The organism is Rhodococcus sp. P3_B8 (assembly GCF_056402775.1).
This window is the reverse complement of the sequence record NZ_JBFUGT010000072.1, coordinates 1-12,395: the sequence shown is the minus strand read 5'-3', so window position 1 is coordinate 12,395 and position 12,395 is coordinate 1. Positions and strand designations below refer to the sequence as shown.

Genomic DNA, 12,395 nt, shown 5'->3' with positions numbered 1-12,395 from the left:
AGTCTAGTGCTCGGCGTTCGGGTGGGTGACAATAGCCTCCGGTCGGGGAGATCGTCTGTGCGCGCGTTCCGCCGCGCGCGAGGAGCCGCAATGCTGCGTCGAACGACCGTCCTCTGTGCGCTGTTCTGCGCGTGGACCCTCGCCTGGGGTGCCGCTCCCGTGGCGTCGGCGCTGGCTCCGCCGTCGAGTGGGGATCCGAACCTGATCGCGCTCGCCGGGCAGGTGCTCGGGCGCAGCTACCGCGAGAACGCGAGCGTCGCGTACATCGACGCGTCCGGTACCCGGTTCGCGAATTTCGGGGCCAACGAGGCCACCGACTTCGAGATCGGTTCCGTCACCAAGACGTTCACCGCGGAACTGTTCGTCGACGCCGTCGCCCGGGGTGAGGTGCGCGAGAGCACGAAGGTCGGAGATGTGCTGCCGTTGCAGGGCGCACCGGTCGGCGACGTGACGCTGCTCGAGCTGGCGTCCCACACGTCCGGGCTGGCGCAGTTCCCGATGAGCACGGACACCGTGGTGGCCGTCGGGCACTGGGTGGTCGCGTCTAACCCGTTCACCTACGACCGGGACACCCTGCTGCAGCAACTGCAGTCGGCGCCGCTCACGACCCGCGGCACGTACTCGTACTCGACCGTCGGCTTCGCGCTGCTCGGCCAGGCGCTGGCCGCGGCCGCGCACACCGACTACCCGTCGCTGCTCCGCGAGCGCATGCTCGTCCCCCTCGGGCTGTCGCAGTCGTGGATGCCGCTCACCGCCGCCGACCTGCCTCCGAACGTCACCCGCGGATTCGACGTCTTGCACAGGTCGCAGGACCCGTGGCCGCTGGACGCCTACGCCCCGGCCGGCGGATTGCGGTCCACCGCGAACGACATGTCGAGGTACGTCCGGGCGCTCCTCGACGGGACGGTCCCCGGCGCCGCGGCCATGGACCCGCGGTGGATCGGCGACAACTACCGCGCGCTGACGTGGTCGATCGTCCCGTTCGAAGGTCGCGAGTACACGCTGCACGGTGGCGCGACCGGTGGTTTCCAGTGCACCCTCGTGCTCGACCGCGAGAAAGACCGCGGGCTCGTCATCCTTACCGACACCATCGGCGGCCTCGAGCAGCAGGGTCTGGAGATCCTCGCCCACACCCCGATGTGAGTGTTTTCGCGTCCCGGGGCACACATTGTCACTCACGTGCCTGGGTACCCCCGCTGGGTATGTCCGGTTACAGTGGTCGTGTGGAGACGGGAACCGGGCGGACGCGCACAGTCGTGGCGCGTGCCGCGCTGCTGATCGCCGTCGCTGCCGGGGTGCTCCTCATGCACAGTCTGATCGCGCCGACCGCGATCGCCGCGGCGCACGAGCAGTCCTCGGTCACCGAATCTCACGCCGAAGACCCCCACGGTTGCGGCGGGGACGGTTGCGAGCAACCCCATCTCACCGGACATCAGTGTGCCGGCGTGATCGTGGTGATCGCCGCACTGACGTCGGTGATGTTGCTGTGGTGGCACTCCGTGGATCCCGCCGCGCGACGGTCGCGGGTGAGCGCCGACCGTGTGCAGTCGGGGCGCGGACCACCACCGTGGACGGTGCTTTCGTTGGCGGAACTCTCGATTCTGCGGGTGTGACAGGGAGCCCGGGGCGTGTGCCCCGGCGGATCCGACTGTCATTTCCCGAATCGACCTCGAGGAGTTCCTCATGCGTACCAGCACCATCACTGCCCTGATCGCCGCCGCGGCAGGCGCGGCTCTCGTCCTGGCCGGCTGCGGCACCGACTCGCCAGGCACGTCGTCGACGCCCGGCGCCTCGACGTCCGCCGTCGAATCGCAGGCACAGTTCAACGACGCCGACGTCCTGTTCCTGGAAGGGATGTACCCGCATCACGCGCAGGCGGTGGAGATGGCCGACATGGTCGCCGGCCACACCGACAATGCCGACGTGGTCGCGCTCGCCGCCGCGATCAAGGCGGCGCAGCAACCGGAGATGGACCGGATGACCACCTGGCTCCAGCAGTGGGGACAACCGGTTTCGACGGCCGACATGTCCGGCATGCACGACATGGACCACGGCGACGGAATGATGTCGGCCGATCAGATGGACGCCCTGACGGCACTGTCCGGCACCGAGTTCGACCGGCGATGGCTGACCATGATGATCGAGCACCACGAGGGCGCGATCGACATGGCGGACACCGAACTGGTCGACGGTGAGAACCCGGAGGTCAGGCAGATGGCCTCCGACATCGTGACCGCCCAGCAGAAGGAGATCGCCGACATGCGGGCCGCGCTCGGCTGACCGGAATGACGAAAGGCCGCGTAATCTGAGGATTACGCGGCCTTTTCGGTGCTTACGTGAGTTACCGGCTCGTGAAGGGCAGCAGAGCCATCTCGCGAGCGTTCTTGACGGCGACGGCAACCTGACGCTGCTGCTGCGGGGTCAGGCCCGTGACCCGGCGGCTACGGATCTTGCCGCGGTCCGAGATGAACGTGCGGAGGAGGTTGATGTCCTTGTAATCGACGTACTCGATCTTGGCCGCGAACAACGGGTTCTTCTTGGGCTTGCGGCCCTCGACGGGACGCGGCTTCTTCGACGGTGCTCTCTTGACTGCCATCTGCTTCCTTTACCAGCTCGACTTGTGGACGCCTGGCAGCTCCCCGCGGTGCGCCATCTCGCGAACACGCACGCGAGAGAGCCCGAACTTCCTCAGGTGGCCGCGCGGACGTCCATCCGCAGCGTCTCGATTGCGCAATCGTACCGGACTCGCGTCGCGGGGTAGACGCTGCAGTGCCGCCCGGGCCTCCGCGCGCTCGTCTTCGCTGCTCGACGGACGGCGGATGGTCTCCTTCAGCTCTGCGCGGCGCTCGGTCCAGCGTGCCACGACGATCTTGCGTTGCTCGTTCTTCGCGATCTTCGACTTCTTCGCCATGTGGGGTGTCTTCTACTTCTCTTCTCGGAAATCGACGTGCTTCCGCACGACCGGGTCGTACTTCTTCGTCACGAGACGATCGGGGTCGTTGCGACGGTTCTTGCGGGTCACGTACGTGTACCCGGTGCCTGCCGTCGACTTCAGCTTCACGATCGGGCGGATCTCGTTGCGGGCGGCCATCAGATCGTTCCTCCGCGGGCGCGGATCCGGGCGACGACGGCCTCGATGCCGTCCCGGTCGATGGTCTTGATGCCCTTGGCGGAGAGCGTGAGGGTGACTCGCCTGCCCTCACTGGGCAGGGCATATGTCTTCTTCTGGATGTTCGGATCCCAGCGCCGGTTGGTGCGCTTGTGGGAGTGCGACACGGACTTGCCGAATCCTGGCTGGCGTCCGGTCACCTGGCAGTGCGCCGACATGGGCGTTCCTCTCTGTCCTCTCGTGAAACCGCCCCGAGAGGGTGATGACAATCATTTTCGACAACGACGAGTTTCCAATGTAGCGTTCCGTCCACGTAATGACAATCGTTATCGAAAGGGTGCTCCGTGAGTGAGATACTCGACGGCCGGACGCCGCTGATCCTGGTTTCCGGGTGGAACGGCCCCACCGAGGACGCGGCGCGGTCGCTGCTCCGCGAAGGCACCGTCGTCGTGCATCACGACCTCGACCTCATGCATGAAGGCGTCGTGCGCCGGACCGTCACCACGCTGGAGTCGGGGGCGCCGCGCGAGCGCCTCGGCATCCTCGAGCTGGCGCACGGCTGCATCTCCTGCACGCTGCGCGTGGACCTTCTCCCGCTGCTCCGCCGCCTGCACACCCGCAGTTCGGTGCAGCGCATCGTGCTGCACCTCGACCGCCGGCTCGAACCCGAGGCCGTGTGCTGGGCGGTCGAGCACGTGGCGGTGTCCGGCGTGATCGGGCAGATCGACGGTCCCGCCTCGCGGGACGTGCGCGTCGACGGCGTTATCACCTGCCTCGATGCCGGATCGTGGCTGGCCGACGCCACCGGCGACGACGCACTGGACGACGACCGCACCGTCGCACAGGTCGCAGTCGGGCAGGTGGACTTCGCCGACGCCCTGGTGGTGTCGGGCAATGCAGGCGACGGCTGGCAGCAGGCCCGGCTCCACGCCGTCCTGGCCCGGCTCGCACCGGACGCCCCGATCGTCTGGGACGGGGACGCGCCCGACGTCGAGCGCCTGCTCCTCGACGTCCCGGCCGGCGCGCGGCGCGGTGAGCTGTCCCACGCCCACTCACCACTGCTGCGCCGGCAGCCGCCGCTGTCCCACGACTGCGGCGTCATGCTCGTCGAGTTCACCGCCACCCGGCCGTTCCACCCGGAACGGCTGCACGAGGCCGTCGACGTGCTCCTCGACGGAGTCGTCACGTCTCGCGGCCGCGTGTGGGTCGCGACCCAGCCGGACGAGGCGCTGTGGCTCGAGTCGGCCGGTGGGGGACTGCGGGTGGCCAGTGCCGACCGCTGGCTGGCCGCGATGACCCCGGAAGAACAGGAACAGGTCGGGACCGCGCGCCGCGCGATGGCCGCGCTGTGCTGGGACGAGCGCTTCGGCGACCGGCACACGTCGATGGTGGTGCTGGTGCATGCGGCYGATCCCACCGAGATCGACCGCACGCTGCAGTGGGCGCTCGTCACCGACGACGAACTCGCGGACGAGGCGGCCTGGCAGTCGTGGCCCGACCCGTTCGGGCAGTTCCACGAAGACCCCTGCGAGAGCAGCGAATCACCCTATGCAGAACCCGAATCGAGAGAGGGACACGAATGAAGGCGAACATCCATCCCGATTACCACCCCGTGGTCTTCCAGGGCACCGGAACCACGTTTCTCACGCGGTCGACGGTGGCCAGCGACCGCACCGCCCTGTGGTCGGACGGCAACACCTATCCGCTGGTGGTCGTGGACGTGACCAGCGAGTCCCACCCGTTCTGGACCGGCGCGCAGCGCGTGATGGACACCGCGGGCCGCGTCGAGAAGTTCGAACGCCGCTACGGAGTGCGCCCGCGCCCGTGAGTACTTCTTAACCGCCCGCGGTTAATAAGTACTCACAGGTCGACGACGAAGGAGGAGACAGAACATGGCAGTGCCGAAACGCAGAATGTCGCGCTCCAATACGCGTAGCCGGAGATCGCAGTGGAAGGCCCAGGCGCCCGACCTCGTCGAGGTGACGGTGGGCGGTGCGACGCATCGCGTGCCGCGCCGGCTGGTGAAGGCCGTGAAGCTGGGATTGGTGGACCCGGCCGGGAAGTGACGCTCCTCGTGCGAACCTTGGCGGGTGCTGCTGTACATCCTGGAACTGGTGGGCATCGCGGTGTTCGCGGCCTCGGGCGCCCTGGTGGGGGTGACGAAGCGCCTCGACATCTTCGGTGTGTGCGTGGTCGGTGTCTTCACCGCTCTCGGTGGCGGCATCGTCCGCGACGTCCTGCTGGGCATCCATCCGCCGACGTCGCTGGGTAGCTGGCCGAACCTCGGCACGTCGTTCGGCATGTCGTTGCTGGTGTTCTTCCTGCATTCGACTGTCGGGCGACTCCGCCGGGAGATCCTGGTGCTCGACGCTCTGGGCATGGGCCTGTTCGCGAGCACGGGCGCGGTGATCGCGCTCGACCACGGGGCGAGTCCGCTCGCGTCGTGTCTCATCGGCGGGACGGCGGCGATCGGCGGCGGGATCTTGCGCGACGTGCTGGTGAACGAGGTCCCGTTGCTGCTGCAGCGGGACTTCTACGCGGTGCCGGCGCTGCTCGGGTCGGCGTTGGTGGTCGTGGTGAGCGAGTGGGGTTCGGGCACCGACGTCGCGCTGGTGGTAGGCACGGTGTTCGCGTCGGCGCTGCGGGTGCTGGCGCTGTGGCGGAACTGGGGTCTGCCGGGTCCGCGGGTCCTCGAGTGACCGCCGCCAGGGCACTTCGATGATCCCTTCTCAGACATATCTCAGTTGATCGGGCCAAACTGTCGGGTATGCGCATTTTGGTGGTCGACGACGATCGCGCCGTGAGGGAGTCCTTACGGCGGTCTCTCAGCTTCAACGGATACTCGGTGGAACTGGCCGTCGACGGTATCGATGCTCTCGAGAAGGTGGCGAACGCGCGCCCCGACGCGCTCGTGCTCGATGTGATGATGCCGCGCCTGGACGGTCTCGAGGTGTGCCGTCGGCTGCGGAGTACCGGCGACGACCTGCCGATTCTCGTCCTCACGGCGCGCGACTCCGTGTCGGAACGGGTGTCGGGACTGGACGCCGGAGCCGACGACTACCTGCCCAAACCCTTCGCCCTGGAGGAGTTGCTGGCCCGGCTGCGCGCACTGCTGCGCCGCGCCGCGCCGGAGCCGGGCATCGACTCGGAGAAGATGACGTTCGAGGACCTCACGCTCGACCCGGTCACCCGCGAGGTGACGCGTGGCGAGCGGTCCATCAGCCTCACCCGCACCGAGTTCTCGCTCCTCGAGATGCTGATGGCCAACCCGCGCCGGGTGCTGACCCGCGGCCGCATCCTCGAGGAGGTGTGGGGTTACGACTTCCCGACGTCCGGCAACGCGCTGGAGGTCTACGTCGGGTATCTGCGTCGCAAGACGGAGGCGGACGGTGAGACCCGCCTGTTGCACACCGTCCGCGGAGTCGGCTACGTGCTGCGGGAGACTCCTCCGTGATGGCAGTTCCGTTCCACAAGACCGCCGACAAGTCGGGGGCGAAGCACGACTCGCACCACATTTCCCGGCACCCCACAGGCCCGATCCCGTTACCGCCCGAGATGCGGCCTCCGATGCCGTTGACGCGGTCGGTGTCGTTGCGGTGGCGGGTGACGCTGCTCGCCGCGTCCGTGGTGGCCATCGCGGTGGCCGTGATGGCGATCGCGGCGTACGCCGTGGTGTCGCGGGCTCTGTACGCGGATGTCGACAACCAGTTGCGCACCCGCGCGTCGGCGCTGATCGACAGCAATCTTGTGACGTTCGATCCGCGCTACATCGCGGGCGCGACGCTGTACACGACGGACATCAGTGTGGCGCTGATCTTCCCGGACCTCGACACGTACACACCCCCGGGGTCGAGTGTCCCCATCGGGGAACCCGAACTGGCCGTGGCCCGCGGCGAGCGCGACACGTCGTTGCGGACGGCGGACAATCAGCGGGTGCTGGCCGAGCGCACCCAGGACGGCAGCACGCTGGTGATCGCGCAGCGCCTGGCGCCGACGGGCGCCGTGCTCGACCGGCTCGCCTGGGTGCTGTTCATCGTCGGCGGGTGTGGAGTGGTCCTCGCGGCCGCCGCCGGAACGACGGTGGGGCGCACCGGTCTGCGTCCGATCGCCCGGCTCACCGCTGCCACGGAACGGGTGGCCCGGACCGACGACCTGACACCCATGCCGGTGACGGGCAACGACGAACTCGCCCGGCTCACCGAGAGTTTCAACACGATGCTGAGGGCGCTCGCGGAATCGCGGGAGCGGCAGAGCAGGCTCGTCGCCGACGCCGGACACGAACTGCGGACGCCGCTCACGTCGCTGCGCACCAACATGGAGTTGCTGATCGCGTCGAGTCGTCCTGGCGCGCCGCATATTCCGGACGAGGATATGGCCGAACTGCGCACCGATGTGGTGGCGCAGATCGAGGAACTCTCGCAGCTGGTGGGCGACCTCGTGGATCTCGCCCGCGAGGACGCACCGGAAACCGTCTTCGAGAGAGTCGATCTCAGCGAAGTGGTGGAACGGAGCCTCGAGCGGGCACGCCGCCGGCGCAACGAGATCGACTTCACCGCCGTCACCGTTCCCTGGTTCGTCTACGGCGACCACGCGGGACTGTCGCGGGCGGTGCTCAACGTGCTCGACAACGCGGCCAAGTGGAGTCCCACCGGTGAGCAGGTGCGCGTGGCGATGAAGGCGGCAGGCGACGGACTTCTCGAGCTGACGGTCGACGACGCGGGCCCGGGCATTCCGGAGGAGGATCGGGAGCTGGTGTTCGACCGCTTCTACCGGTCGACGGCGTCGCGCTCGATGCCCGGCTCCGGGCTGGGTCTGGCGATCGTCAGGCAGGTGGTGGTCAAGCACGGCGGCACGATCGCCGTCGACGTCTCCGAACGGGGCGGTGCGCTCATCCGGATCGTCCTTCCCGGCGAACCCGAAGCGGAATAGTCTCAGGGTCTCGGCTAACTCCAAGGCCGGTCTCAGGACCTTCTCAGTCCCACCGGGCACTCTCGTACACAGAGACGGTGCGACCGCCCCTTTGCGGGCGGTCGCAGGAGATGGAAGTGATGCGATGACCGAAGATCGAAACAGTCACGACGGCAACAGCCGCGACAGTGCCGGTGGCGACCCGGGCGCGCGCCCCGATCAGCCTGCCCACCCGCAGGCGACGCCGGGTCACCACCCGGCCGAGCAGTTTCCGGCCACTCCGCAGCACCCCGCGGGCGGTCCGATGGGTCAGCAGGCCTACGGCGCCGGGTACCCCCAGGGCAATCCGTACGGTGCCCCGCACCAGCCCACACAGCAGTTCGGGCAGCCTCAGCACGGCGCTCCGGGACACCCGGGTGCCCAGCACGCGGCCGGGCAGCACGGGGCGCCTCAGGGCCCGTTCCCCGGCCTTCAGGGCCCCGGACAGGCAGGGGAGGGATCGACGGCGACCGCGACCAAGCGTCCCGCCCGCACCGCCATCGTGGTGGGCGCTGTGGCGCTCGCTCTCGTGAGCGGCGGCATCGGTGGTGTCGTGGGCTCCCTGGCAACCGAACGGAACGGCAGCGGCGCCGCGGTGACCAACTCCCTCGACGCCCCCAAGAACAACACCGCGACCCCGGCCGCGAACGCACCGGCGGGTTCGGTGCAGGCGGTCGCGAACAAGGTGGTCCCGAGCGTCGTCCAGATCGAGGTCGCGACGGCCGGCGGTTCCGGTGGAGAAGGATCCGGCATCGTCATCTCGTCCGACGGCATGATCCTCACCAACAATCACGTGGCAGGCGCGGCCGCCAAGGGCGGCAAGCTGACGGTCGCCTTCTCGGACGGCAGCACGGCGGACGCCAAGCTGGTCGGCGCCGACCCGGTGTCCGATCTCGCGGTCATCAAGGTGGACGGCAAGACCGACCTCACTCCGATCGAGCTGGGAACGTCCGGCAACGTGCAGGTCGGGCAGCAGGTCGTCGCGATCGGGTCGCCCCTCGGCCTGGCCGGCACCGTCACCGAGGGCATCATCTCGGCGCTCAATCGCCCGGTGTCCACCAGCGGTGAGTCCGGCAACCAGAACACCGTCATCGACGCCCTCCAGACGGACGCGGCGATCAACCCGGGCAACTCCGGCGGCGCCCTCGTCAACATGGACGGCCAGCTGATCGGCATCAACACCGCCATCGCGAGCATCGGCGGTTCCGGTGCGGGTGAGCAGAGCGGATCCATCGGACTCGGCTTCGCGATTCCGGTCGACCAGGCCCGGCGCATCGCGGACGAGCTGGTCAAGACAGGCAAGGCCACCCAGGCCGTCATCGGGATCCAGGTCCCGTCACAGGACGCCGCCAACGGTGCCACCGTCGTCGAGGTCACGGCGGGCAGCCCGGCGGAGAAAGCGGGAATTCCGCAGGGGTCGGTCATCACCAAGGTCGACGACCGTGCCATCACCAGTGGCGACGCACTCATCGCCGCCATCCGTTCACACGCACCGGGAGACAATGTGTCCATCACCTACACCGACGGGAACGGATCCAATACCAAGACCGTCGACGTCACGCTCGGAACCGCCGAACAGGGTGGCCGCTGATGAACACGGGGATTATCGGGCAGGTCGAGTCCGTTCTGAACGGGGCCACTACGGTAGGGACCATGGACATCGAAGCCTCGCTGGCCGGCCGCGCGCTGGTGGTAATCGTCGACGACCGCACCGCTCACGGTGACGGCAAGGACTCCATCGGGCCTCTGGTGACAGAACTGCTGAACGAGGCCGGCTTCATCGTCGACGCCATCGTGGCGGTGGCGGCCGACGAGGTGGAGATCCGTAACGCGCTCAACACCGCCGTCATCGGCGGCGTCGACCTCGTCGTCTCCGTCGGCGGCACCGGCGTGTCGCCGCGCGACGTCGCACCCGACGTCACCGCCGAGGTCCTCGACCGTGAGATTCCGGGAATCTCGGAGGCCCTCCGGTCTTCGGGTCTCGCCGCCGGTTCGCTCGACGCGGGCCTCTCCCGCGGGCTCGCCGGCGTGTCCGGCAGCACACTCGTGGTAAACCTCGCGTCCTCCCGCGCTGCGGTCCGGGACGGCATGGCCACGCTGACGCCGCTCGCGGCGCACGTGATTTCCGAATTGTCCGGTCTGGAAGGCTGAGACGATTTCTCGTTCCGACGAGCCGGACTCGCCCAGCGAGACCGACGAGCAGGCAGTTCCGAGCCGGGCCCCGATCGACAGGGCCCGGCTCGAACGCATCTTCGGGGACGTCTTCCCCGACACCACCGCGGACGAACGCGAACCCGGGGAAGGGCCCGCCGCCGCTGCCGGCGACGAATGGCTGCGCCGCCAGCGCCCCCCGCATCACGGGTAGTTATCTTTGAAACCCTCACCTTAAGCAAATCGTGATCTGCTGTCGTGGTCTGCGATCGTCGTGAGTTTTTGTGCTATGGCCCGGGCGGAATTGTCCTGGGCGAAGGGCCGCTCCCAGCATTCGTTCAGTCATCACATTTCGGTCAGAACAGACATCCTTCGAGCTCGTGAACCGAATGTAAACGTTACCGAACTTAACGTGAACGGCCAGTGAACCTGCTGGTCAAACGGTTGACGAGTGGTCGGAATTCTCTCGCAAATCCCACACGTTGGACACGTTTCCGGGTGTGGCATACATCACGATTCCGTTTCGGCAGGAATTAATTGCTTAGGCAACCACCTGCCGGTTACTGTCCTCGGCGAGTCAGTACTGGAGATGGAGGGCAGGGTCGATGTGCCGTTGCCCAGTCGGAACTCTGACGCTTCGTCAGTGATTTCGTCTTCAGCGCGGTTATCGAGCTGTGATCATCCGTAGTTCACTCTGCGGACATCACAGCTCTGGATACTGCGCTGGGCCCGACATGGACCACTCCTCAGTCTCGAAGGTCGTGACTGGGAACCAGCAGAATCCTGATGAGGGGAACGAATGAGCGAGAACCGAAAGACCGGCCTGCGCCGTGGAGCCCGCATTGCCGGCCTTGGTGCCGCTGCGGCTGTAGTCCTCGGCCTGATGTCCACGGGTGCGGCCAACGCCGACACCTTCGTGCCGCTGCCGGGTGGCGAAAAGGTCGTCAACGCGGGAAGCGTCACGGCCAAGATCGCCCGCAACGCGGAGAGCGCTCTGGTTTCGCCGTCGCTGGCCGCCAATGGCGCGGGCCGCACGGCTTGGGTTTCGGGTGACGTGTTCGCTGAGCTCGGTGGTGAGATCCCGGAGGAAGGCGCGACGCTGACCACCGGTTACATCGTGGGTTGCCAGATCGACATCACCGGTCTCGAGGGCAAGCTCAGCGCCGACCTCGGTTTCGATGCGCTGGGGATGGGTGGCTCGCTGTCGGTGCCGATCGAGGCCGGTGAGGTCAAGTTCGCGAAGATCAAGACCAAGGAAGACCTGAAGCCGGGTGTGTCGGCGATTCAGTACCGCGATCAGCAGATCGAGGTCCAGGGTTGCGGTGGGTACGCGCAGGCTCGGGCATACACCGTGGTGGAGGTTCCGGGGAACCACTACGTGAAGGCCACCCTCTACGGGCAGCCTTTCAGCATCGGCTGATTGCCGCTCCCAATCGATTCCATCCACGACTCTCGCGTAAGCGATCAGTAACCCTAGAGGGGAACCATGAACAGCAAGACCCTGCGCCACGGCGCCAAGGCTGCCGGCGTGGTCGCCGCGGCCACCGTCGCGATCGGCCTCTTCTCCACCGGTGCGGCCAACGCCGACACCTTCGTTCCGTTGCAGGACGGAACCATCACCCAGACGCTGCTCGACGGCACCGTGGTGACCGTGCGTCAGACCGCCAACTCGGCGAACATCAGCCCGTCGATGGGTTCGACCCCGCTGCACCGCAACGTGTGGACGTCGGGCTCGATCGATGTGTCGATCAATGGTGGCACCGCCAAGGGCGGCACCATCGATGCCGGGTACATCGTGGCGTGCCAGCTGAACTTCGGTGGCGCGGTGTCCGGTGAGGCCGGCGCCGAGGTCACGCCTTCCAAGGTCGTCGGTGCGGCTGCCGGTGGCGATCCCGCCAGCATCCCGGTCGAGGGTGGTGCCGGTAGCGGCGTCTCGATCGGACCCGGTAAGGCCACCAACGTGCCGATCCTCGACATCGAGTACACCGACGACTACGGCGCCGAGGCTCACAAGAGCAGCTTCAAGTTCAAGGGCAACAGCGGTGGCTTCACGTACTCGGACGAGACGTTCGGTGTCTCCGGTTGCGCCGGTTACGCGCAGGCCCGCTCCTACGCCAAGGTCACCGTCTCGACCGACTCGGTTGACGGCACCGTCACCCTGTGGGGACAGCCCTTCAGCCTCGGCTGA

General features: G+C 67.6%; 17 protein-coding genes. 13 read left to right on the top strand and 4 right to left on the bottom strand.

Features of this window, described 5'->3' with window-relative positions; genetic code table 11:
* Window positions 1–90: 90 nt before the first annotated feature.
* From AC1D1G_RS21920 to AC1D1G_RS21910, 3 genes are all read left to right on the top strand, one after another.
* Window positions 91–1,143, top strand: coding sequence for a serine hydrolase domain-containing protein (locus tag AC1D1G_RS21920; protein ID WP_283354730.1), 1,053 nt, complete (start codon window positions 91–93; stop codon window positions 1,141–1,143).
* Window positions 1,144–1,223: 80 nt separating this feature from the next.
* On the top strand, window positions 1,224–1,613 hold the full coding sequence (locus AC1D1G_RS21915; RefSeq protein WP_283331521.1) for a DUF6153 family protein: 390 nt from the start codon (window positions 1,224–1,226) through the stop codon (window positions 1,611–1,613).
* A gap of 70 nt (window positions 1,614–1,683) precedes the next feature.
* Window positions 1,684–2,280, top strand: coding sequence for a DUF305 domain-containing protein (locus tag AC1D1G_RS21910; RefSeq protein ID WP_477953657.1), 597 nt, complete (start codon window positions 1,684–1,686; stop codon window positions 2,278–2,280).
* 61 nt (window positions 2,281–2,341) lie between these two features.
* On the opposite strand, the gene rpsR is transcribed toward AC1D1G_RS21910, so the two are convergent.
* The 4 genes from rpsR to rpmB are packed head-to-tail and all read right to left on the bottom strand — an operon-like array spanning window position 2,342 to window position 3,327.
* Entirely contained in the window at window positions 2,342–2,596 is a 255-nt protein-coding gene (gene rpsR, locus AC1D1G_RS21905; RefSeq protein WP_005238639.1) for a 30S ribosomal protein S18, read from the bottom strand.
* Window positions 2,597–2,605: 9 nt separating this feature from the next.
* Window positions 2,606–2,911 carry a 30S ribosomal protein S14 gene (gene rpsN / locus AC1D1G_RS21900; protein ID WP_477953655.1) on the bottom strand — a complete coding sequence of 102 codons (306 nt, stop codon included), beginning with the start codon at window positions 2,909–2,911 and terminating at the stop codon, window positions 2,606–2,608.
* Between the two features lie 12 nt (window positions 2,912–2,923).
* Window positions 2,924–3,091: a 50S ribosomal protein L33 gene (gene rpmG / locus AC1D1G_RS21895; protein WP_283354002.1), complete on the bottom strand. Its 168-nt coding sequence runs from the start codon at window positions 3,089–3,091 to the stop codon at window positions 2,924–2,926.
* Window positions 3,091–3,327: a 50S ribosomal protein L28 gene (gene rpmB / locus AC1D1G_RS21890; RefSeq protein WP_280784081.1), complete on the bottom strand. Its 237-nt coding sequence runs from the start codon at window positions 3,325–3,327 to the stop codon at window positions 3,091–3,093. Before rpmB ends, rpmG begins: the two co-directional genes overlap by 1 nt.
* Before the next feature lie 126 nt (window positions 3,328–3,453).
* Here rpmB and mrf point away from each other — a divergent pair, with 126 nt between their 5' ends.
* The 10 genes from mrf to AC1D1G_RS21840 all read left to right on the top strand — a co-directional run bounded on the left by mrf (window position 3,454) and on the right by AC1D1G_RS21840 (window position 12,395).
* On the top strand, window positions 3,454–4,692 hold the full coding sequence (mrf, locus tag AC1D1G_RS21885) for a ribosome hibernation factor-recruiting GTPase MRF (RefSeq protein WP_477953654.1): 1,239 nt from the start codon (window positions 3,454–3,456) through the stop codon (window positions 4,690–4,692).
* Entirely contained in the window at window positions 4,689–4,937 is a 249-nt protein-coding gene (locus AC1D1G_RS21880) for a type B 50S ribosomal protein L31 (RefSeq protein WP_477953653.1), read from the top strand. The genes mrf and AC1D1G_RS21880 overlap by 4 nt, the downstream gene beginning before the upstream one ends.
* Window positions 4,938–5,001: 64 nt before the next feature.
* Window positions 5,002–5,175, top strand: a complete 174-nt coding sequence (gene rpmF / locus AC1D1G_RS21875; protein WP_005259908.1) for a 50S ribosomal protein L32 — start codon at window positions 5,002–5,004, stop codon at window positions 5,173–5,175.
* Window positions 5,176–5,199: 24 nt separating this feature from the next.
* The gene (locus tag AC1D1G_RS21870) at window positions 5,200–5,808 is read left to right on the top strand and encodes a trimeric intracellular cation channel family protein (protein ID WP_005238652.1); all 609 of its coding nucleotides are present in this window, start codon (window positions 5,200–5,202) and stop codon (window positions 5,806–5,808) included.
* A gap of 68 nt (window positions 5,809–5,876) precedes the next feature.
* Entirely contained in the window at window positions 5,877–6,563 is a 687-nt protein-coding gene (locus AC1D1G_RS21865; RefSeq protein WP_005238656.1) for a response regulator transcription factor, read from the top strand.
* Entirely contained in the window at window positions 6,563–8,038 is a 1,476-nt protein-coding gene (locus tag AC1D1G_RS21860) for a HAMP domain-containing sensor histidine kinase (RefSeq protein ID WP_280784078.1), read from the top strand. The genes AC1D1G_RS21865 and AC1D1G_RS21860 overlap by 1 nt, the downstream gene beginning before the upstream one ends.
* 124 nt (window positions 8,039–8,162) lie before the next feature.
* Entirely contained in the window at window positions 8,163–9,647 is a 1,485-nt protein-coding gene (locus AC1D1G_RS21855) for a S1C family serine protease (protein WP_477953652.1), read from the top strand.
* Window positions 9,647–10,207, top strand: coding sequence for a MogA/MoaB family molybdenum cofactor biosynthesis protein (locus AC1D1G_RS21850; RefSeq protein ID WP_477953651.1), 561 nt, complete (start codon window positions 9,647–9,649; stop codon window positions 10,205–10,207). Before AC1D1G_RS21855 ends, AC1D1G_RS21850 begins: the two co-directional genes overlap by 1 nt.
* A 799-nt stretch (window positions 10,208–11,006) precedes the next feature.
* Window positions 11,007–11,627 (top strand): MspA family porin, encoded by a 621-nt coding sequence (locus AC1D1G_RS21845; RefSeq protein WP_005254568.1) that lies wholly within the window; start codon window positions 11,007–11,009, stop codon window positions 11,625–11,627.
* 66 nt (window positions 11,628–11,693) lie between these two features.
* The gene (locus AC1D1G_RS21840; RefSeq protein ID WP_009478886.1) at window positions 11,694–12,395 is read left to right on the top strand and encodes an MspA family porin; all 702 of its coding nucleotides are present in this window, start codon (window positions 11,694–11,696) and stop codon (window positions 12,393–12,395) included.

Coding starts and splice junctions, on each gene's coding strand:
- AC1D1G_RS21865 (WP_005238656.1), top strand. CDS start 5,877: ATGCGCATTTTGGTGGTCGACGACGATCGCGCCGTGAGGGAGTCCTTA.
- rpmG (WP_283354002.1), bottom strand. CDS start 3,091: ATGGCCGCCCGCAACGAGATCCGCCCGATCGTGAAGCTGAAGTCGACG.
- AC1D1G_RS21920 (WP_283354730.1), top strand. CDS start 91: ATGCTGCGTCGAACGACCGTCCTCTGTGCGCTGTTCTGCGCGTGGACC.
- rpsR (WP_005238639.1), bottom strand. CDS start 2,596: ATGGCAGTCAAGAGAGCACCGTCGAAGAAGCCGCGTCCCGTCGAGGGC.
- AC1D1G_RS21850 (WP_477953651.1), top strand. CDS start 9,647: ATGAACACGGGGATTATCGGGCAGGTCGAGTCCGTTCTGAACGGGGCC.
- AC1D1G_RS21855 (WP_477953652.1), top strand. CDS start 8,163: ATGACCGAAGATCGAAACAGTCACGACGGCAACAGCCGCGACAGTGCC.
- rpmF (WP_005259908.1), top strand. CDS start 5,002: ATGGCAGTGCCGAAACGCAGAATGTCGCGCTCCAATACGCGTAGCCGG.
- AC1D1G_RS21840 (WP_009478886.1), top strand. CDS start 11,694: ATGAACAGCAAGACCCTGCGCCACGGCGCCAAGGCTGCCGGCGTGGTC.
- AC1D1G_RS21860 (WP_280784078.1), top strand. CDS start 6,563: ATGGCAGTTCCGTTCCACAAGACCGCCGACAAGTCGGGGGCGAAGCAC.
- rpsN (WP_477953655.1), bottom strand. CDS start 2,911: ATGGCGAAGAAGTCGAAGATCGCGAAGAACGAGCAACGCAAGATCGTC.
- AC1D1G_RS21880 (WP_477953653.1), top strand. CDS start 4,689: ATGAAGGCGAACATCCATCCCGATTACCACCCCGTGGTCTTCCAGGGC.
- AC1D1G_RS21845 (WP_005254568.1), top strand. CDS start 11,007: ATGAGCGAGAACCGAAAGACCGGCCTGCGCCGTGGAGCCCGCATTGCC.
- AC1D1G_RS21910 (WP_477953657.1), top strand. CDS start 1,684: ATGCGTACCAGCACCATCACTGCCCTGATCGCCGCCGCGGCAGGCGCG.
- rpmB (WP_280784081.1), bottom strand. CDS start 3,327: ATGTCGGCGCACTGCCAGGTGACCGGACGCCAGCCAGGATTCGGCAAG.